This is a genomic window from Citrobacter sp. T1.2D-1 (genome assembly GCF_950098555.1).
GTDB classification, from domain to species: Bacteria; Pseudomonadota; Gammaproteobacteria; order Enterobacterales; family Enterobacteriaceae; genus Citrobacter_A; species Citrobacter_A telavivensis.
This window is the reverse complement of sequence record NZ_CATNHH010000023.1, coordinates 341,696-362,607: the sequence shown is the minus strand read 5'-3', so window position 1 is coordinate 362,607 and position 20,912 is coordinate 341,696. Positions and strand designations below refer to the sequence as shown.

Below are 20,912 nucleotides of genomic sequence, written 5' to 3'. Positions count from 1 at the left end.
GTAATCATGCAGCCTGACCTGCACAGCCGCGAACATGCGGTTCGTACCTTAAAACAATTTCGTACCCTTTCTCCGTTGACACACTGTATGACCAATGACGTCGTGCAGAGTTTTACCGCCAATACGCTACTGGCTTTGGGCGCTTCTCCGGCGATGGTGATCGAGCCGGAAGAGGCTCGCCAGTTCGCTGCCCTTGCCAGCGCGTTACTTATTAACGTGGGTACGCTGACGCAGCCGCGCGCACGCGCAATGCGAACGGCGGTTGAGCAGGCGAATAGCGCAAAAACGCCCTGGACACTGGACCCCGTTGCCGTGGGCGCGCTCGAGTATCGTCGTCGCTTCTGCTTTGAACTCCTGACCTTAAAACCGGCAGCCGTTCGCGGTAATGCTTCGGAGATCCTGGCGTTAGCCGGTGAAGACGCCAGTGGACGTGGAGTGGACGCCACCGACGCGGTCGCAACGGCCCTGCCGGCGGCGCAGATTCTGGCACGTCAGACTGGCGCTATTGTGGTGGTCACCGGTGAAGTGGATTACGTCACGGACGGCGAGCGCACGCTGAGCGTCACCGGCGGCGACCCGTTGATGACGAAGGTGGTGGGCACCGGGTGCGCGCTTTCCGCCGTGGTGGCCGCCAGCTGCGCGCTGCCCGGAAACCGAATCGAAAATATCGCGTCGGCCTGCGGGTGGATGAAACAGGCGGGACGGATTGCCCGCAAAACCTGTCACGGACCCGGCAGTTTCATTCCGGCGTTTCTCGACGCGCTTTACACCCTGGAGACGGAGGTCGCAGCATGAAGCGGATTAACGCCTTGACCATCGCCGGCACCGATCCCAGCGGTGGCGCAGGTATTCAGGCCGATCTGAAAACCTTCTCGGCGCTCGGCGCTTACGGCTGTTCGGTGATTACCGCGCTGGTGGCGCAGAATACGCGCGGCGTGCAGTCGGTATATCGCATTGCGCCGGATTTTGTCGCCGCGCAGCTCGATTCGGTGTTCAGCGATGTACGCATTGATACCACCAAAATCGGCATGCTGGCGGAAACCGATATCATCGAGGCTGTGGCGGAGCGTTTACAGCGCCATCGGGTGCGGAATGTGGTGCTCGACACGGTCATGCTGGCGAAAAGCGGCGATCCGTTGCTGTCGCCCTCTGCCGTTGAGACATTGCGCAAGCGACTGCTGCCGCAGGTTTCACTGATTACGCCCAACCTGCCTGAAGCGGCAGCGTTGCTGAATTGCCCGCATGCGCGCGCAGAAAAAGAGATGCTGGAACAGGGACGGGCGCTGCTGGCGATGGGCTGTGGCGCGGTGCTAATGAAAGGCGGCCATCTGGATGATGCGCAAAGCCCTGACTGGCTCTTTACGGCTGACGGTGAGCAGCGCTTTACCGCACCGCGGGTGATGACCAAAAACACGCACGGCACCGGTTGCACGCTCTCTGCGGCGCTGGCCGCACTGCGTCCTCGGCATGCTGACTGGGCAGGGGCGGTGCAGGAGGCGAAAGTCTGGCTGTCGGCGGCACTGGCGCAGGCGGATACCCTGGAGGTTGGGCACGGCATTGGACCTGTTCATCATTTCCACGCGTACTGGTAGCGTATATACTGGCAGCAGACTGGCTGTCAGGAAAAAGACTCATGGAACAAGCGCATACTCAACTTATCGCGCAACTGAACGAACGTATTTCAGCGGTGGATAATACGCCGCTCTATATCAAGTTTGCCGAGACGGTAAAAAATGCCGTGCGCAGTGGAGTGCTTGAGCATGGCAATATTTTGCCCGGCGAACGAGATCTCAGCCAGTTGACCGGCGTCTCACGCATCACGGTGCGTAAAGCGATGCAGGCGCTGGAAGAAGAGGGCGTGGTGACGCGTGCGCGCGGCTATGGTACGCAGATCAACAATATCTTTGAGTATTCGCTGAAAGAGGCGCGTGGTTTTTCTCAGCAGGTTGTCCTGCGCGGGAAAAAGCCGGACACCTTATGGGTCAACAAACGAGTCGTTAAGTGTCCGGAAGAGGTAGCGCAACAGTTGGCGATTGCCGCCGGCAGCGATGTGTTTTTGCTTAAGCGTATTCGCTACGTTGATGAAGATGCCGTATCTATTGAAGAGTCGTGGGTGCCCGCGCACCTCATTCATGATGCCGATGAGATAGGCATATCGCTGTACGACTATTTCCGTAGCCAGCACATCCACCCGCAGCGCACCCGCTCGCGGGTGAGCGCAAAGATGCCGGATGCCGAGTTCCAGTCGCATATCCAGATGGACAGCAAAGTGCCGGTGCTGGTGATAAAGCAAGTGGCGCTTGACCAGCAGCAGCGCCCCATCGAGTACAGCATCAGCTACTGCCGAAGCGATTTATACGTCTTTGTGTGCGAGGAGTAACTCCTCGCGAAACGGCGCACAGTCACCGCCGCGATGTCCGACGACCCACGAGGCCACGGCGTTGCCGAGCAGCACCGCGTCCGCCAGCGACCAGCCCGACGCCAACCCGGCCAGCATCCCCCCCGCGTGACTGTCACCCGCGCCAATCGTATCAACGACCAGCGTTGGAAAGGCGGGGACATGACCAGAGGATGACGTACTGAAAAACCAGGCGCCCTCTTTGTCATGGCGAACGATCAAAGGTGCCGCAAATCGCTTCACCCATTGCGCGCCCAGGTCTTCCACATCCGAGCTCAGATCGAACCGTTGGGCCGCGATTTCAGCTTCCTGACGATTGAGCGACACCAACGGGCGACAGGACAGAATGCGCGCCATTAGCGCATCAGGTATATCGCCAATGCGCGGACCAAAATCGATAAACGGCATCATCTGATCCAGACCTTCCAGCCACTGCACCAGCAGTTCGCCGCAGGGGGAGGCCAGTTGATAGCCCGAGAGATAAATCAGGCTATTACGCGGGACGGTGAGTTGAGCCAGCCAGTCAGCGTTCCACTGGTTCTCAACGCCGCTGAATGACATGAACGTGCGCTCGCCATCCGGCTCGACCAGTGCCAGACACCAGCCGTTGTCGCCTTCTGCGGTCTCAATGAGGCTGTGTAACCCTTCTTTCGCCATCCGGTTACGAATGATATCTGCCCACACGCCCTGGCCCAGCGGCAGGGCATTACCGGCATCAATGCCCAGCCGTTTCAACGCGACGGCGATGTTCAGCGCGCAACCGCCGACGTTAACACCTTGCTGCTTTAGCTCAATGTCACAACCGCGCCAGGGCAGAGCATACGCATCGGCAATGACATCGATAACCGCTGCGCCGATGACCGTGACCGGTTGGTGAGTCGTTTAACCTGGCAGCAGTTCGGCTAAACGTGAAGCGTTCATGACTCCTCCCGACGTTGGCGCAGACGGGCAAGCGCCGTAGCATAGCGGTTGAAATCGAGCTGATTGACCGTATCCAGCTCCTGTTTCCATGCCGGATTAATGGCGCCGACGCCCTGCAACGCACCGCAAATGGCCGTTGCCATCGCCCCAATGGTATCGGTGTCGCCACCAAGATTCGCGCACAGAATGGCGCAACGATTGGGATCGGTTTGCGCCAGTTCGACCATCGCAATAGCGCACGCCACCGATTCGATCGTGCTGGTTCCCGCACCAATCACCTGATACAGCTGTTCGCTGGCCGCTTCGGCACCGTCGGCATGACGCACAATTTTTAGCGCCATCTCCAGACGTGCACAGAGCGACGCGCTAAAGGTGGTGATTCGCTTTTGTTGGGCATGCAGGGCGATGGCGGGGAGCGAATCAACGATCGCTGCCCAGGAATCGCCTTCGATCGCCCGTGAAATCGCCCATGCCACCACTACCGCACCGGCGATAGCCAGATCCGATTTGTGCGTCGGGCTGGAGGCCAGCGCGACGTCGTCGATAAACGCATCCAGATTGCGCGCTGGCAGCAGGCATCCCAACGGCGACACGCGCATGGCCGCGCCGTTGGTGACGCCGTTGTTCTCCAGTTCCGCCACCGGTTTCCCGCCACGAATGGCGTTCAGGGCGATTTTCGATGTCGGTCCGAGGACGTTTTTGTTGAAGGCGTCAAAGCGCAGCGCCCAGTCGAGAATGTTACGCCCAATCAGATCCGGGTCGATTTCACCGTCGCGCGTCAGCAGGGCATCTGCCAGACAGAGCGCCATTGAGGTATCGTCGGTAAATTCTGCGCGGCCAAAATAGCAGGCCGCATTGTTTTCTTGCGGGCCCGGCAGAAAGTGGTCAATCCAGCCAAAGTGCGCTTTAACGCGGGTTCTTGGCCACAGTTCTGACGGCATACCCATCGCATCCCCTAACGCCTGCCCGTAAAGAGCACCGAGAATACGTTCTGCTTTCATTTCACTTCCCCTTGTGTCAACGCAGTATCGCGAACCTCAATAGCGGTAATTTCTTTGTCCGATTCGCGAAAGAAAATCATAAACAGCACGGCAATCACGGCGATCATCACCGCCCCGAATGTCCACATGCCCGCCCAGTTGAAGGTGAGGCCGTTGACCGGCTCCTGATAGGCAAACATTTTTTCCATCATTACGCCGCCGAGACGGTAGCCCAGCAGGCTGCCGAACCCCTGACAGCAGAGTGTAATCAACCCTTGTGCGGCGGTACGCATATGCACCGGCGCTTTTTTATCGACGTAGATATATGCCGTCACATAGTAGAAGTCATAGCTCACACCGTGCAGCAAAATGCCGAGGAACAGCAGAGCATAGGTGAAGTATTCGTCTGCGCTGCCGTAAATGAAGAAGCCATAGCGGATCGCGGCAGTGATAAGACCAAGGAGCAATACCTTTTTGATACCAAAGCGCTTGGTAAAGAAAGGCAATGCCAGCATAAAGAAGATTTCAGAGAATTGACCGAGGGTCATCCAGCCGGTGGCGTTTTTCATCCCCACTTCCGTCAGATATCCATTGGCGAAGATGTAGTAGAACGCCAGCGGCATCGCGAACAGGAACGAGCAGAAGAAAAAGACGAGGAAGTTTTTATCACGCAGCAGGGTAATCGCATCCAGACCCAACATGACTTTGAAGTCCATCTTGCCGGTGCTTTTCGGCGGCGTATCCGGCAGGAAGAAGGCAAATACGCCCAGCAGCGCAGAGCTGGCAGCCGTCACCAGCAGTGGGATGTTGGTTGGTGATATATCGTTATAACCCAGCATTTGCGGCAGGAATCCACAGGCGAGACCGGAGGCAATCCAGCCGATGGTGCCCATCACACGGATGCGCGGGAAGTCGCGCTCCACGTCCGGCACGTTGGCAAATGCGATGCTGTTGGTCAGCGCAATGGTCGGCATATAGGTCAGCGAGTAGGCCAGCAGCAGCGGGAAGAATCCACCGAACGTCGTCTGCTGAGCGGCAAAATACATCAGCACCGCACCGGCGAACATCAGAACTGCCAGCACCTTTTGCGCCGAGAAAAATCGGTCAGTCAGAGAGCCCACGAGGATCGGCGACAGAATCGCGGCGATTGCGGTACAGGCGTAAGACCAGCCAATCTCACCGGCGGTAAAACCACTTTTACTCAACCAGAGCCAGAGCGGAACAAACCAGGCTCCCCAGATAAACCATTCAACGAACATCATGAACGACAGCTTCACTGTAGTTTTCATCTTTAAATCCTTCATGACAGGTAAGGTACGTCATGACAGTACCATTTAATAATACCTTTTAAATACCTTTGAGGCGAAACCTTGACCGTCTTAACACTTTTTCGTCAGTGAATCGTGCCAGCGGATAACGCTGAAAAATGCCCGAAAGATGGAAAAAATGGCCGGTCAGTACCAGACTTATGGCTGCCCGCAAAACGCGGATCAGGACAATTCACATTCCGACTCATTCGGAACTTACGGGAGCATAGCTATGACTGATATTGCGCAGTTGCTTGGCAAAGACGCCGACAGCCTCTTACAGCATCGTTGCATGACCATACCCTCTGACCAACTCTATCTACCCGGACATGACTACGTCGACCGCGTGATGGTGGATAACAACCGTCCGCCTGCGGTGCTGCGTAACATGCAGACGTTGTATAACACCGGGCGTCTGGGGAAAACGGGTTATCTGTCAATTTTACCGGTCGATCAGGGGGTGGAACACTCGGCAGGTGCCTCGTTTGCCGCCAACCCGCTCTATTTCGACCCGAAAAACATCGTTGAACTGGCGATCGAAGCCGGGTGTAACTGCGTAGCCTCGACCTATGGCGTGCTGGCCTCCGTATCGCGCCGTTATGCGCATCGCATTCCGTTTCTGGTAAAACTCAACCATAACGAAACCCTCAGCTATCCGAATACTTACGACCAGACGCTGTACGCCAGCGTGGAGCAGGCGTTCAATCTGGGGGCGGTGGCCGTAGGCGCAACCATCTACTTTGGTTCAGAAGAGTCGCGCCGGCAGATTGAAGAGATTTCTGCCGCCTTTGAACGGGCGCATGAGCTGGGGATGGTCACCGTACTGTGGGCCTATCTGCGAAATTCTGCGTTTAAAAAAGATGGCGTCGATTACCACGTCTCCGCCGACTTAACCGGGCAGGCGAACCATCTGGCGGCAACCATTGGCGCGGATATCGTCAAACAAAAAATGGCAGAAAATAACGGCGGATACAAAGCCGTGAACTATGGCTATACCGACGATCGCGTCTATAGCAAGCTGACCACGGATAACCCTATCGATCTGGTGCGCTACCAACTGGCAAACTGCTATATGGGGCGTGCAGGGTTAATCAACTCCGGTGGTGCAGCGGGCGGCGAGACCGACCTGAGCGACGCGGTGCGTACTGCGGTTATCAACAAACGCGCGGGCGGAATGGGTCTGATCCTCGGTCGCAAAGCCTTCAAGAAATCGATGGCTGACGGCGTGAAACTGATCAACGCCGTGCAGGATGTCTATCTCGACAGCAAAGTGACGATTGCCTGATGTCACACATTCCTCTCCCGCAGCGGGAGAGGACTGTCTACGATGATTTCAGCGAAGTAAAGGACAATCCGGCGGCAACCGACACCGCAAGGCGGCGGGCAGAATTTCGATATGAAATTCCTGTCCGCTCAACGGTTCGCCGTCCAGATTAAAGGTGATGTCATGCGGGGCCCGGATAGCAAACCAGGCGGAGGCACCATCGATGATATTGGGATTCTCCTCCTGCGGTTTCAGGGTGGAAAACAGCGCGGGGAGGATTTCTTCACCGGTAAAAATCCGCAGTTGCAGCAGACCGTCGTTGATCAACGCATTCGGGCACAACTGCTGTCCGCCGCCAGCCTGACGTCCATTACCAATTCCAATCACCAGCGCGTCACCCTGCCAGTGGAAGTTTTCGCCACGGATTTCGCAGCGATCTGGCTTAAGCGTATCCATGCGCATCAGGCCGTGAATGATGTATGACACGCCGCCCAGCGCGGCTTTCAGTTTTTCCGGTGTCTCAGTGGTGATACGTGTGCCAAAGCCGCCGGTGGCCATATTGATAAAACAGGTTTTATCGTTGACCTGCGCCATATCAATCTCAATGGCGTTGCCGACAATCGCCAGCTTCAGCGCCTTATCCAGCTCAACAGGGATCCCGACGCTGGTGGCAAAATCGTTGGCGGTGCCCAGTGGCAGGATGCCGAGTGCCGGAATATCGGGACCCTCACAGTGAATCAGGGCTGTCGACACCTCGTTAATCGTGCCGTCACCGCCGCCCGCGATCACCGTTTCAACGCCCAGACGGCGGGCTTCTTCAACATAACGTTCAGCATCGCCTTTTTCCCAGGTGACGCGAACGTGAATCTCAACCCCTTCGTCGCGGAGCAGCCCAATGGCTTCCCGCAATACGGGGTTATCTGCACTTTTACCATTCAGAATCAATACGCTGGACGGGACATGATCCATTCCTTTTTTGCCTGTTTGTTTTTGAAAGACTTGAAGAAAGTGTATAGCAGAAACGAAAGGAGGAGGTCAGAACAGGACTAAAATACGCACACAATATACTATTTTTGCAAACTAAATCGCGGTACAGAAAGGCGGCAAATGAACGAATCCCTGGGAGCATAGAATTACTATGTGACTAGGGTGAGTGAGTGCAGCCAACGCATCAGTACCGCGATTCAGGCAGCAAAAAAATAAGCCTGCGTAAGGGAGATTACGCAGGCTAAGGAGGTGGTTCCTGGTACAGCTAGCATTTATGGGTTATGTTTTTCAGCGAAATGGATAATACCCTTAAAGAACGAAGCGGTATGTGATCGGTTTCTAAGATTCATCCTGGCGTGAAAAAATAACCCTGATTAACTATTTAGCGTGCGGATTACGCGTCGATTCGCCGGAGAAATTGCGCATTAACAGCGCATAATCCAGCATCAGATCCTGCGGAACAGGGATCCATACGGTATAACCGTCACCAGGCGCTACCGGCATCGGCTCGCCCTTGGCGTTTTCCATCTGCGCTAACGTGAAGTTAACGTTGCCCTGCGGGGTCATCAGTTCCAGGCTGTCGCCAACGGAGAATTTGTTCTTCACCGCCACGGCGGCGAGGTCGCCTTTCCGCTCACCGGTAAACTCGCCCACGAACTGCTGACGCTCGGAAACCGAGTAACCATATTCGTAGTTTTGATAATCGTCATGAGTGTGGCGACGCAGGAAACCTTCGGTGTAGCCACGATGCGCCAGGCCTTCCAGCGTTTCCAGCAGCTGTGGATCAAACGGTTTGCCGGCAGCGGCGTCGTCAATTGCTTTACGATAAACCTGTGCGGTACGCGCGCAGTAGTAGAAGGATTTGGTACGGCCTTCGATTTTCAGCGAATGCACGCCCATCTGTGTCAGGCGTTCAACGTGGGCGATGGCGCGCAGATCTTTCGAGTTCATGATGTAGGTGCCGTGCTCGTCTTCGAACGCGGTCATGTATTCACCCGGACGCTGGGCCTCTTCAATCATAAACACTTTATCGGTTGGCGCACCGATACCCAGCGTCGGCTCCACATTTTGTACCGGGATCGGCTCGTATTTGTGAACGATGTTACCGACCACATCTTCTTTGCCTTCCTGCACGTTGTATTCCCAACGGCAGGCATTGGTGCAGGTGCCCTGGTTCGGGTCGCGCTTATTGATGTAGCCAGAGAGCAGGCAGCGGCCAGAGTAGGCCATGCACAGCGCGCCGTGAACGAAGATCTCAATCTCCATCTCCGGCACCTGATTGCGGATCTCTTCAATCTCTTCCAGCGACAGCTCGCGAGACAGAATCACCCGGGTCAGCCCCATCGAGTGCCAGAATTTTACCGTGGCCCAGTTTACGGCGTTGGCCTGGACGGAGAGGTGAATTGGCATCTCCGGGAAGTTTTCACGCACCAGCATGATAAGCCCCGGGTCAGACATGATCAGGGCATCCGGACCCATTTCCACCACCGGCTTCAAATCGCGGATAAAGGTTTTCAGCTTCGCGTTATGCGGCGCGATATTCACTACCACGTAGAATTTTTTACCCAGCTCATGGGCTTCATTAATGCCGAGCTGTAGATTCTCGTGGTTGAATTCATTATTGCGCACGCGCAGAGAGTAACGTGGCTGGCCCGCATAGACGGCATCTGCGCCATAGGCGAAAGCGTAACGCATATTTTTCAGCGTTCCCGCCGGGGAAAGGAGTTCCGGTTTAAACATAATTTTCTCGTTCTGATGACAGGTCAGATCCGCTTCACCTGATGAAGCGGCTAGAGGAGAGTCCTCACTTTAAGGGCGGGCATTGTAGCGCTGCGGGGCAGGGAGGTAAAGGAAAACGCCTGGCCCGATAAGTGTTGCGTTATCGGGCCGCAATTTGCGCTACAGCCTCAGGCAATCCGGCATGCGTCCGCTTCCCAGCGATACCCGACGCCATACACCGCGCGGATAAATGACTGCTCTTCGTCGAGCGCTTCCAGCTTGCGACGCAGGTTTTTGATGTGGCTGTCGATGGTGCGATCCGTCACCACGCGGTAATCATCGTAGAGATGATTCAGCAACTGTTCGCGGGAAAACACTTTTCCCGGCTCGTGAGACAGGGTCTTGAGCAAGCGGAATTCCGCAGGCGTCAGGTCAAGCATTTTACCGCGCCAGGAGGCCTGGAAGCGGCTTTCATCGACGACAAGCGGGCTTTCAGCGTCCAGTTGTTGTAGTTCACGCTGTGGCTTGCAGCGGCGCAGAATGGTCTTCACGCGGGCGACCACTTCACGCGGACTATAAGGCTTGCAGATGTAATCATCCGCGCCGATTTCGAGCCCCAGCAGGCGGTCTATCTCCTCAATTTTGGCGGTGACCATCACAATAGGCACTTCGGAGAAGCGGCGGATCTCTCGACACAGGGTCAGGCCATCGGTACCCGGCAGCATCAGGTCCAGCAGGATCAGATCCGGCGGGGTCTGGCGCACATAGGGCAGAACCCGATCGCCATGGCTAATCAGCGTCGGGGCATAGCTTGCGGCACGCAGATAGTCGATAAGTAACTGTCCCAGCTTGGGTTCATCTTCCACAATCAGGATGCGTGGTGTGTTTTCATCAATGGGTAACTCAGTCATACGTCTCTCTGTAAATCGCGTTCCAGCGGTAACTCTACTGTAATGCTAACCCCGCCAAAAGGCGAATGGGCTGCGTGGATGTGACCATTATGCGCGTCGACGATGTTGACGCAAATTGCCAGCCCCAGACCGGAGCCTCCGCTGGCGCGGTTGCGTGAACCTTCGGTGCGGTAGAATCGCTCAAACAGTCTCTGAAGTTGCTCGTCACTGACCCCCGGCGCGGAGTCGGCAAAGGTGATCAGGACGCGTTTGTCTCGCTGTTCTGCGCTGATGCGCAATCCGCCGCCGCTGTCTGTGTAACGAAGGCTGTTTTCCAGCAGGTTGTTGAATAACTGCATCAGGCGATCGCGATCGCCGAACACGGTCACGCTATCGGGCAGGGAAAATTCTAACGTCAGCCCACGACTGACAAAACGTTCACGGAATGCGCCACCTGCCACTTCCAGTAGCGGGATTAAATCGACGGAGGTTTTTTGATAGGCCAGCGCGCCTTCGTCAGACATCGAAAGCTGGTGCAAATCGTCGACCAGTTTGGTCAGCGTACCCACTTCCGCCTGTAACGAGGCTACCGATTCCGGCGTGAATTTTCGCACCCCATCCTGAATCGCCTCCAGTTCACCGCGCAGGACCGCCAGCGGTGTGCGCAGCTCGTGCGAGATATCGGCCATAAAGTCACAACGCATCTGCTGATTCTTTTCCAGCGTACTGGCGAGCTGGTTGAAGTCCTGCGCCAGTTTGCCCAGTTCATCGGCACTGGTGGCGGTAACACGGGTGGTGAAATCCCCCGCAGCCAGTTTGTGCGTGCCTTCAACCAGACGTTTGACCGGGGCCAGCAGTCCGCGCGCGAGTGGAAAGGTCGCCAGCGCCGCCAGCAACGTCGAGAGCGCGACGATAAGCCAACTGGTACGCCGCTGCTGTTTATCGAAATTGATGTCGGTGTTACGCGTCAGGCGTTCGACGGGGGAGGCGATCACCGCGCCGACCTCAAGGCCGTTCACCAGAATGGGACGCCGCGTGCCGTCTTTGGGAACCGGGCCGCGCGGGCCGACCATCACATGGGCATCCTGGTCCACCACCCAGAACTGAGTACGCCAGCCGTGCGGCGGCATACCGGGCCCCTGTTTGTCATCGTCGTTGTCATGTTCAAATGAGCGGAGGATCTGGAACACAAAGCGTTCATTATTGCGCAGAAAGCGCCAGTTGCCGTGCAACTGGTACTGTTCGCCTAACGCGTCGCTGAGCATGGTCAGGCGCTGTTCGTTGCCGTTCTTAATGTAATCAATGAACCCTCGCTCGAAGCTGATGCGCACCGCCCAATGCATACTGATCAACAGTACGATGCAGGTGGCGAAAATCGCCAGAAACAGTTTGCCGGTAATACCGGGTCGCCAGAGCTTCATCAGGTTCTCCTTTTACGTCGCGCAATGACGACATTTTTGTGGGTATCATTCGGGACGCGAGCAAAGATCACGGCGGGCAAGGCGATGATAAAAGCCATACACAGCCAGGTGTACATAAAGACGGTATGGGATGTTCCGCTATCGACCGTCATGTGCTGCTGCCCGAACATCCCTAGCAGCAACCCGGCGACGGTAACACCGATACTCATCGAGAGTTGCATAATCATCGACAACAGGCTGTTCCCGCTGCTGGCTAATTCATCCGGCAGATCTTTCAGGGTCAGGGTGTTCATGGAGGAGAAACGCGTCGAGTTGACCATGCCCTGAACAAACAGCACCAGCGGCAGCAGGTAATACCAGCCAAGCAGGGCGGTGGACATAAACAGCAGGGTCACCACCGATAGCCCAAGCGTGGTGGTCACCAGCACCCGCCGATAGCCAAAGCGGTTAACCACCTGCACGACAATACGTTTCATGCCCATACTGCCGAGCACCATGGGGATCATCATCAACCCGGCGTGAAACGGGGAGAAGCCAAGACCGATTTGCAAAAAGACCGGCGTCATAAAGGGCAACATGCCGCTGCCGACGCGCCCGGCGAAACTGCCGAACAGCCCCAGCGAGAAGGTCGGCGTGCGAAACAGGTGGAGGCTGAACAGCGCCCGCGGATTACCTTTGGCATGTACCAAATAGAATAAAATGGCCGCCACACCGCACGCCACCAGCGCGCCGAGGGCGAGTGGCGAAATCCCCATTCCCTTGCTGCCGTCCAGCGCGATGGTCAGGACCGCCATCCCTGCCGCCAGCAGCAGAAAACCCGAGAGGTCAAAGCGCCGGGTTTGCATGGTGTAGTTGGGCATCAGCATCAGCGTGGCGATAGCACCAATGATTCCGACCGGGAGATTGATCAGGAAAATCCAGTGCCAGGAGGCGTATTCCACGAGGATCCCGCCCAGTGCCGGGCCGAGCAGCGGACCAATCTGGCCCGGCAGTGTGACAAACGTCATCGCCGCCATGTACTGCTCACGCGGGACAATTTTCATCACCGTCAGCCTACCGACCGGCACCATCATGGCTCCGCCGATGCCTTGCAACACCCGCGCCATGACCAGTTCATTCAGCGTGCTGGAGCCCGCGCAGAACAGCGAGCCCAGGGTAAACAGCACAATGGCGGTGAAGAAAATGTTCCGCACGCCGATTTTGTCCGCCAGCCAACCGCTGGCAGGGAGCATGACCGCCACGGTCAGCACATACGAGACCACGACCATGTGCATATGCAACGGGCTTTCCCCGAGGCTTTTTGCCATCGAGGGAAGCGCGGTATTGACGATGGTGGTATCCAGCGACTGCATAAAAAAGCCGAATGCCACAATCCACAGTTGCCAGCGGGTGCTGTTGGGAAGTTCTGTCATGTCTCTGTTATCGGTTTACGGTGTTTACGCGAAAAACGCAGCCGCAGACGGTCGAAAAAGAGGTACACCACTGGAGTGGTGTAAAGCGTTAACAACTGGCTCATCACCAGACCGCCGACGATGGTAATCCCCAGCGGCTGGCGCAGTTCAGAACCGTCGCCGCCGGAAAGCACCAGCGGCAGCGCGCCAAACAGCGCGGCCAGCGTGGTCATCATTATCGGACGAAAGCGCAGCAGACAGGCCTGGAAAATCGCCTGCTCCGGGGTGAGGTTGCCATGCCTTTGCGCTTCCAGCGCAAAATCGACCATCATGATGGCGTTTTTCTTCACGATGCCAATTAATAGCATGATCCCTATCAGGGCGATTAGGCTGAACGGGGCATCGAAAATCTCCAGCGCCAGCAGCGCGCCCACCCCAGCCGAGGGAAGGGTGGAGAGGATGGTCAGCGGATGAACGTAACTTTCGTACAGCATACCGAGCACAATATAGACCGTGGCAATCGCGGCAATGATCAGGATAACCTGGGAATTCATCGTTTCCTGGAAAACCTGCGCGGTACCGGCAAAACTGCCGCGCACGGTGGACGGTACGCCAAGCTGGGTCATCGCCCGATGAATGGCATCACTGGCTTCTGACAGCGAGGAGCCCGTTGGCAGGTTGAAGGAGATGGTGGACGCCGCCGACAGGCCCTGATGGTTCACCGACAGCGGCGCGTTCGCCGGTTGCCATTTGGCAAACCAGGAGAGCGGAATCGCTTTGCCGTCGCTGTTAATGACGTACATTTTCTCCAGCGCGCTGATGTCCTGGGTGTAGCGTGGATCGACTTCCATCACCACTTTATACTGGTTCATCGGCTGATAGATGGTGGAGATTTGCCGCTGACCAAAGGCGTTGTTCAACAGGCTGTTAGCCGCTTGCACGTCAATGCCCAGTCGCGACATGGTTTCACGATCGTAGATGAGATTCATCTCCGCCCCGTTGTCCTGTTGATCTGAATTGACGTCCGCCAGTTGGGGGAGAGCGGCTAAGGCTTTACGAATCTTCGGTTCCCATTCGCGCAGCGCGGCCAGATCGTCTGACAGCAGCGTGTACTGGTAGCTGGCATTGGACTGGCGTCCGCCGACGCGAATATCCTGTACCGCCATCAGAAACAGATTGGCGCCTGGCTCTTTTGCCAGTTTCACCCGCAGGCGGTCAATCACCTGTTGCGCGGTTTCCCGACGTTCGTCGCGGGACTTAAGGGTGATGAACATCATCCCGCTGTTGACCCGTGAGCCGCCGGTAAACCCGGTGACATTATCCACCGCCGGGTCGTCGCGAATGATCTTCATAAAGTCCTGGAGCTTGCCGCGCATCGCCTGGAACGAGATGCTCTGATCGGCCTGAATCCCGCCCATCAGTACGCCGGTGTCCTGCTCCGGGAAGAAAGTTTTCGGGATCGAAATGTAGAGCCAGATATTCAGCGCAATGGTGCTGAGCAGCACCACGCCGACCAGTCGCGTATGGTTGAGCACCCATTTCAACGACTTACCGTAGCCCTGTTGCAGCGCGACCAGCATGCGGCCAAATCCGCGCAGCCGCTTCTGCTCCCGCGGCTGGCTGGATTTCAGCATCCAGCCGCACATCATCGGGGTGAGCGTGAGCGAAACCAGCAGTGAAATACCAATTGCCACCGACAGCGTGACGGCAAATTCACGCAGTAATCGCCCCGGCAGCCCGCCCATCAGCAGTAACGGCAAGAACACCGCGACCAGCGACAGGCTCATGGACAGCACGGTAAAGCCGACTTCTCGCGTCCCCTGAAGCGCGGCCTGCAAGGGTTTCATTCCGGCTTCCAGATGGCGCGAGATATTTTCCAGCACCACGATGGCATCATCGACCACAAATCCGGTGGCGATGGTTAGCGCCATCAGCGACAGGTTATTGAGGCTGAACCCACACAGATACATCGCGGCAAAGGTGCCAATTAACGAAACCGGAACCGCCACGGCAGGGATCAGCGTGGCGCGTCCGGAGCGCAGGAATAAAAAGACCACCAGAATGACCAGCGCCACAGAAATGATCAGCGTTTGTTCGACCTCTTCCAGTGAAGCGCGAATGGTTGGCGAGCGGTCCTGGGCGATTTGCATATCAATCGAGGCCGGGATGGTGGACTGCAATTCCGGGAGTCTGGCCCGGATGCTGTCGACCGTCTGGATAATGTTGGCTTCCGGCAGCTTGCGGATCATCAGCAAAATCGCCGGTTTGGCGTTGGTCATCCCGGCGTTGCGTACATCCTGCACCGAATCCGTCACCGTGGCGACATCGCCCAGCCGTACGGCACCGCCATTGTTATAGTGAATAATCAGAGGCTGATATTCCGCCGCCGTTTTGAGTTCGTCATTGGTCTGGATCTGCCAGCGATGCGTGGTATCTTCCAGCGCGCCCTGCGGTTTGCGCACGTTAGCGTTGCTGATGGCCGTGCGCACGTCATCCAGCGAGACGCCCTGGTTAAACAGCGCCTGCGGATTCAACCCAACGCGCACGGCGGGCAGCGAACTCCCCCCCACATCAACATCGCCGACGCCATCGATTTGCGCGATGGTCTGCGCCAGTTGGGTTGAGGCGAAGTCGTACAGCTCACCCTGTGAATACGTTTCTGATGTCAGCGTCAGAATCATAATCGGCGCGTCGGACGGGTTCGCCTTGCGGTAGGTGGGACGGCTTGGCATCCCGCTTGGCAGCAGACTTTGCGCAGCGTTAATCGCCGCTTGTACATCCCGCGCTGCGCCGTTGATATCGCGATCGAAGTTAAACTGCAGAATGATGCGCGTGCTGCCCAGCGAACTGCTTGAGGTCATCTCACTGACCCCGGCAATGCGGCCCAGCGAGCGCTCCAGCGGCGTGGCTACGGATGACGCCATCGTCTCTGGCGAGGCACCCGGCAGCGACGCGCTGACCATGATCACCGGAAAATCGACCTGCGGCAGCGGGGCAACGGGCAACAGTCTAAAGCCCAGCACGCCGCACAGGGTGATGGCGAGGGAGATTAAAATCGTCGCCACCGGACGGTAAATGAAGAGGGCGAAAAACCTCATTTACGCCTCCTCTTTCCGGTGAGAGAAGCGGTTTTTCATATACAGCGACAGGCGGTCAAACAGCAGATAGATAACCGGGGTGGTGAAAAGCGTCAGAACCTGGCTGACCAGTAAGCCGCCTACCATGCCGATCCCCAGCGGACGGCGCAGTTCCGCCCCCACACCCGTACTCAGCATCAGCGGCAGGGCGCCCAGCAGCGCCGCCAGTGTGGTCATCAGGATCGGACGAAAGCGCAGCAGACAGGCCTGGAAAATCGCCTCGCGCGGCGCCATCCCCTGTTCGCGCTCAGCGGCAAGGGCAAAGTCGATCATCATGATGGCGTTCTTCTTCACGATGCCGATCAGCAAAATAATGCCGATGATGGCGATAACGCCCAGTTCGCTACCGGCAATCATCAGCGCCAGCAGCGCCCCGACTCCCGCCGTGGGCAGCGTTGAGAGAATGGTGATCGGATGAATAAAGCTTTCATACAGCACGCCGAGCACGATATACATCGCCACCACCGCCGCAACAATCAGCCAGATAGTGCTGCTTAGCGCTGCCTGGAAGGCGAGGGTGCTGCCCTGGAACTGAGTGGTGATATCTACCGGCAGATTCAGCGTTTTTTCGGCGTCCAGAATCGACTGGACCGCATCACCCAGCGAATAACCGTCCGGAACGTTAAACGAGATGGTGGTGACCGGGAACTGATCCAGATGATTGACTGAGAGCGGCGCAAAGCGCTGCTCCACTTTAGCGATGGCGCTGAGCGGTACCATGCCGCCGTCGCTGCTGGTCAGACGGACTGAATCCAGCGCCGCCAGCCCAGGCGTGTTTTCGGTATCGTGTTCCAGCACCACGCGATACTGATTCGCCTGGGTGTAGATAGTGGAAATCAGGCGCTGACCGAAGGCGTTATACAGCGCGTTATCGACATCCGCCATGCTGATCCCCAGCCGACTGGCGCTGTCGCGATCGACATTCACATACGCCACCAGGCCCTGGTCCTGCCAGTCGCTGCTGACGTCAGAAAGCTGTGGTAACGCTTGCAGTTTTTCCATCAATTGCGGCACCCACGTGCTGAGGGCATCCAGCGAGGTGGCCTGTAGAGTGAACTGATACTGCGTGCGACTCACCTGGGTATCAATCGTCAGATCCTGCGTCGGTTGCAGATACAGATCGACGCCCGGCACTCTTGCCACCGCGTCCTGCAAACGGGCGATCACTTTCTGGACGCGGTCGTCACGCTCGTCGAGCGGCTTCAGGTTGATTTGCAGACGCGCGCTGTTCAGCGACGGGTTGGTACCATCGACGCCGACAAAGGAGGTCAGGCTCTCAACCGCCGGATCTTTCAGAATCACATCCGACACCTGGCGCTGGCGCTGGGCCATACTGGTAAAGGAACTGGACTGCGGTGCCTGTAGCGTGCCCTGAATGATGCCGTTATCCTGGACAGGGAAGAAGCCTTTCGGAATAAACACCCACAGCATGATGCTTAACAGCAGGGTGCCCAGCGCCACGCTCAGCGTCAGCCACGGATGGTTCAGCACTTTCGCCAGCCAGTGTCCGTAGCCCGCAATCACGCGGTCAAACATTTTTTCCGACGCGCGGGAGAAGCGGTTTTGCTTACGCAATGACTCCTGGCTCAGCATTCTGGCGCACATCATCGGCGTCAGGGTTAACGACACCACGGCGGAGATTAAAATCGCCACTGCCAGCGTCACGGCAAATTCGCGGAACAGGCGCCCCACAATATCGCCCATGAACAATAGCGGGATCAGGACCGCAATCAGCGAGAAGGTTAACGAAATAATGGTAAAGCCGATTTCGCCAGCCCCCTTCAGCGCGGCCGTCAGCGGTTTTTCCCCTTTTTCGATGTAACGCGAAATGTTTTCGATAACCACGATCGCATCATCCACCACAAAGCCAGTGGCAATGGTCAGCGCCATTAGCGTCAGATTGTTGATAGAGAAATCGAGAAACACCATCACCGCAAAGGTCCCGATCAGCGACAGCGGGACGGCGACGCCAGGAATAATGGTGGCGGGAATATTGCGCAGGAAAAGATAGATGATCATCACGACCAGCGCGATGGCCAGCATTAACTCGAACTGGGTGTCGCTCACCGAGGCGCGGATATTGGTGGTGCGATCGGACAGTACCGTTACGTTCACCGACTTCGGCAGGCTCTCTTTGAGCTGTGGTAGCATCTGATGAATGCTGTCTGCCGTTGAGATGATGTTAGCGCCAGGCTGGCGCTGGACGTTCATCACTATGGCCTGTTCTTTGTTTGCCCATGCGCCAAGCCAGCTGTTTTCCGCCCCTTGTTCAACGGTGGCGACGTCACCAAGACGAACCGGCGCACCATTTTGATAAGCAATGATAAGCTGGCGGTATTCGTCGGCGGACTGCATCTGATCGTTTGCCGAGAGCGTGACCGCCCGGGTGGGGCCATCGAGGCTGCCTTTGGCGGAGTTGACGTTCGCCCCGGTAATCGCCGTACGGACGGTTTCGCTGGTCAGGCCCAGCGCGGCAATGGCCTGCGCATTGAGCTTCACGCGGACCGCCGGGCGTTGACCGCCGGAGAGCGTCACTAACCCGACGCCGGAGACCTGAGAGATCTTCTGCGCTACGCGGGTTTCTACCATGTCTTCCACCTGAGTCATTGGCATGGCGGTGGACGTCACCGCCAGCGTCATGATCGGCGGATCGGCAGGGTTGACTTTACTGTAGACCGGCGGGTTTGGCAGGTCGCTCGGCAGCAGATTGGTGGCGGCGTTAATGGCCGCCTGAACTTCCTGCTCGGCCACATCCAGCGGCAGAGTCAACTGGAACTGGAGGGTCACCACCGATGCGCCGCCGGAGCTTTGCGACGACATCTGCTTCAGACCAGACATCTGACCAAACTGCCGTTCCAGCGGCGCGGTAACCGCAGAGGTCATCACGTCCGGGCTGGCGCCAGGATACAGCGTTACCACTTGAATGGTGGGGTAGTCCACCTCTGGCAGCGCAGAGACGGGCAGGAAACGATAGCCAATGATCCCGGCGAGAAGAATTGCCACCATCAGCAGCGTGGTGGCGACAGGACGCATAATAAACAGGCGCGACGGGCCGCCTGTGCTGCTCGGAGGTAACACCTGCATCAGGAGCGTGCTCCTTTCTTACCGTAGTCGCGGCTGGTGGCTTTTGCATCGGTTGTGGTGGCGGTCTGTGCTTCCACCACTTCCACCTTCGCCCCTTCCGTCAGGCGGTCAATCCCATCGGTAACGACGCGGTCGCCTGCCGAAATCCCGGCGCTGATCACCACCCTCTGGCTGTCCTGAATGCCCGTTTTAACCAGATGCTTACTGACCTTATTTTCATCGTTCAGCACCCAGACGAAGTGACCCTCGTTGCCCATTTGCAGAGCGGCGGTCGGGATCACCACGGCGTTTTGTTCAGTGTCGACCAGCATCCGGGCATTGACAAACTGGTTCGGGAACAGCGCGTCATCCTGATTATCAAAGCGAGCCTTCACTTTAATCGTTCCGGTGGTGGCATCGATCTGGTTATCCAGACTCAGCAGCACACCCGCGCTGAGCTTTTTCGAGTTGGTCCGATCCCAGGCTTCAACCACCAGCGGCTGTCCGCTTTTTTGTGCCTGTACCACGGTGGCGATGTCACTTTCTGGCAGGGTGAACACCAGATCGATGGGATGTGTTTGAGTAATCACCACAATGCCGGTGGTATCGCCGCTGGAAATCTGATTGCCGACATCGACCTGTTTCAGACCGACGCGACCATCGACCGGCGCGGTGATGCGGCTCCAGTCGAGTTGCAGTTGCGCGCTGGCGACGCTGGCCTCATCGGCCTTAATCGTGCCCTCGGATTCGCTCACCAGCGCCTGCTGGGCATCCAGCTCCTGGCGGGAGACTAAATTGCTTTTGACCAGTTGCTGGTAACGGGCCAGATCGCGCCGCGCGTTGGCGAGGGTGGCTTTGTCTTTCGCCAGGACGCCCTGCGCCTGTGCCAGCGCCACTTTAAACTGGCTGGGATCGATCTCCGCCAGCAGGTCACCGGCTTTAACCTGTTGTCCTTCCTGAAAATGAAGCGCCAGCAGTTGTCCATCCACGCGGCTACGCACGGTGACGGTGTTGGCAGCGGTAATCGTGCCCAGTCCGGAGAGATAGCGAGGAACAGCCTGCTCCGTGGCGGTCGCGGCCTGAACCGGCGCGAGTGGGCCCGAGCGCATGCCGCGACGACCTGCGCCAGCCGTTGGCTTCGCTTGCCCGGTTGCGCCGGGCGCTGTGCTCTGCGGTTCACTACGGTTCTGCCAGAACCAGAATGCGGCGATGGCGGCGATGACCACCACGATGGCGATCGTCCAGCGGGATTTGTTACTGCCTTTCATCGTTATGAGTTTCTCATCCTGAAACGTTTCACGGAATGATACTAGTTTAGTCAGCCATCAAGGGAGAAAAATGGAGGAATTATGAAACCCGGTACGGATTCATCCGAATGGCGGCGCGCTTTGCGAGGCGCTACGCAGCAATCATCGTCGAATAAAACGTATGTAA

At 57.2% G+C, this 20,912-nt stretch carries 14 protein-coding genes and 1 pseudogene; 4 read left to right on the top strand and 11 right to left on the bottom strand.

Annotated elements, in window-relative coordinates; translation table 11 throughout:
- Positions 1-6 precede the first annotated feature (6 nt).
- The 3 genes from thiM to QQZ17_RS17885 are packed head-to-tail and all read left to right on the top strand — an operon-like array spanning position 7 to position 2,380.
- Positions 7-795: a hydroxyethylthiazole kinase gene (gene thiM / locus QQZ17_RS17895; RefSeq protein WP_152403644.1), complete on the top strand. Its 789-nt coding sequence runs from the start codon at positions 7-9 to the stop codon at positions 793-795.
- Positions 792-1,592: a bifunctional hydroxymethylpyrimidine kinase/phosphomethylpyrimidine kinase gene (gene thiD / locus QQZ17_RS17890; RefSeq protein ID WP_152403646.1), complete on the top strand. Its 801-nt coding sequence runs from the start codon at positions 792-794 to the stop codon at positions 1,590-1,592. The genes thiM and thiD overlap by 4 nt, the downstream gene beginning before the upstream one ends.
- Positions 1,593-1,633: 41 nt before the next feature.
- The gene (locus tag QQZ17_RS17885) at positions 1,634-2,380 is read left to right on the top strand and encodes a GntR family transcriptional regulator (RefSeq protein WP_042318035.1); all 747 of its coding nucleotides are present in this window, start codon (positions 1,634-1,636) and stop codon (positions 2,378-2,380) included.
- Here the strand turns inward: QQZ17_RS17885 and QQZ17_RS17880 are convergent.
- The 3 genes and pseudogenes from QQZ17_RS17880 to QQZ17_RS17870 form a co-directional block, all read right to left on the bottom strand.
- A pseudogene (locus QQZ17_RS17880) lies at positions 2,354-3,319 on the bottom strand (PfkB family carbohydrate kinase). The gene QQZ17_RS17885 and the pseudogene QQZ17_RS17880 sit on opposite strands and share 27 nt — an antisense overlap.
- Positions 3,316-4,320 (bottom strand): ADP-ribosylglycohydrolase family protein, encoded by a 1,005-nt coding sequence (locus QQZ17_RS17875; RefSeq protein ID WP_152403650.1) that lies wholly within the window; start codon positions 4,318-4,320, stop codon positions 3,316-3,318. Before QQZ17_RS17875 ends, QQZ17_RS17880 begins: the two are co-directional and overlap by 4 nt.
- Positions 4,317-5,588 carry a nucleoside permease gene (locus QQZ17_RS17870; RefSeq protein WP_152403651.1) on the bottom strand — a complete coding sequence of 424 codons (1,272 nt, stop codon included), beginning with the start codon at positions 5,586-5,588 and terminating at the stop codon, positions 4,317-4,319. The genes QQZ17_RS17875 and QQZ17_RS17870 overlap by 4 nt, the downstream gene beginning before the upstream one ends.
- A gap of 250 nt (positions 5,589-5,838) precedes the next feature.
- Here QQZ17_RS17870 and fbaB point away from each other — a divergent pair, with 250 nt between their 5' ends.
- On the top strand, positions 5,839-6,891 hold the full coding sequence (gene fbaB, locus QQZ17_RS17865) for a class I fructose-bisphosphate aldolase (protein ID WP_152403653.1): 1,053 nt from the start codon (positions 5,839-5,841) through the stop codon (positions 6,889-6,891).
- A 48-nt stretch (positions 6,892-6,939) separates the two neighbouring features.
- Here fbaB and yegS read toward each other — a convergent pair whose 3' ends face one another.
- From yegS to QQZ17_RS17825, 8 genes are all read right to left on the bottom strand, one after another.
- The gene (gene yegS / locus QQZ17_RS17860; protein WP_152403655.1) at positions 6,940-7,839 is read right to left on the bottom strand and encodes a lipid kinase YegS; all 900 of its coding nucleotides are present in this window, start codon (positions 7,837-7,839) and stop codon (positions 6,940-6,942) included.
- 396 nt (positions 7,840-8,235) lie between these two features.
- A complete protein-coding gene (gene trhP / locus QQZ17_RS17855) occupies positions 8,236-9,597 on the bottom strand; it encodes a prephenate-dependent tRNA uridine(34) hydroxylase TrhP (RefSeq protein WP_152403657.1) in 1,362 nt (453 codons plus the stop codon).
- A gap of 167 nt (positions 9,598-9,764) precedes the next feature.
- Positions 9,765-10,487: an envelope stress response regulator BaeR gene (gene baeR, locus QQZ17_RS17850; protein ID WP_152403659.1), complete on the bottom strand. Its 723-nt coding sequence runs from the start codon at positions 10,485-10,487 to the stop codon at positions 9,765-9,767.
- On the bottom strand, positions 10,484-11,887 hold the full coding sequence (gene baeS / locus QQZ17_RS17845; RefSeq protein WP_152403662.1) for an envelope stress sensor histidine kinase BaeS: 1,404 nt from the start codon (positions 11,885-11,887) through the stop codon (positions 10,484-10,486). The genes baeR and baeS overlap by 4 nt, the downstream gene beginning before the upstream one ends.
- The gene (gene mdtD / locus QQZ17_RS17840; RefSeq protein ID WP_152403663.1) at positions 11,887-13,299 is read right to left on the bottom strand and encodes an MFS transporter; all 1,413 of its coding nucleotides are present in this window, start codon (positions 13,297-13,299) and stop codon (positions 11,887-11,889) included. The genes baeS and mdtD overlap by 1 nt, the downstream gene beginning before the upstream one ends.
- Positions 13,296-16,376: a multidrug efflux RND transporter permease subunit MdtC gene (gene mdtC / locus QQZ17_RS17835; RefSeq protein WP_152403665.1), complete on the bottom strand. Its 3,081-nt coding sequence runs from the start codon at positions 16,374-16,376 to the stop codon at positions 13,296-13,298. Before mdtC ends, mdtD begins: the two co-directional genes overlap by 4 nt.
- Positions 16,377-19,499 carry a multidrug efflux RND transporter permease subunit MdtB gene (gene mdtB, locus QQZ17_RS17830; protein ID WP_152403667.1) on the bottom strand — a complete coding sequence of 1,041 codons (3,123 nt, stop codon included), beginning with the start codon at positions 19,497-19,499 and terminating at the stop codon, positions 16,377-16,379. It abuts the gene before it with no gap.
- Positions 19,499-20,746 (bottom strand): MdtA/MuxA family multidrug efflux RND transporter periplasmic adaptor subunit, encoded by a 1,248-nt coding sequence (locus QQZ17_RS17825; RefSeq protein WP_152403669.1) that lies wholly within the window; start codon positions 20,744-20,746, stop codon positions 19,499-19,501. The genes mdtB and QQZ17_RS17825 overlap by 1 nt, the downstream gene beginning before the upstream one ends.
- Positions 20,747-20,912: the final 166 nt, after the last annotated feature.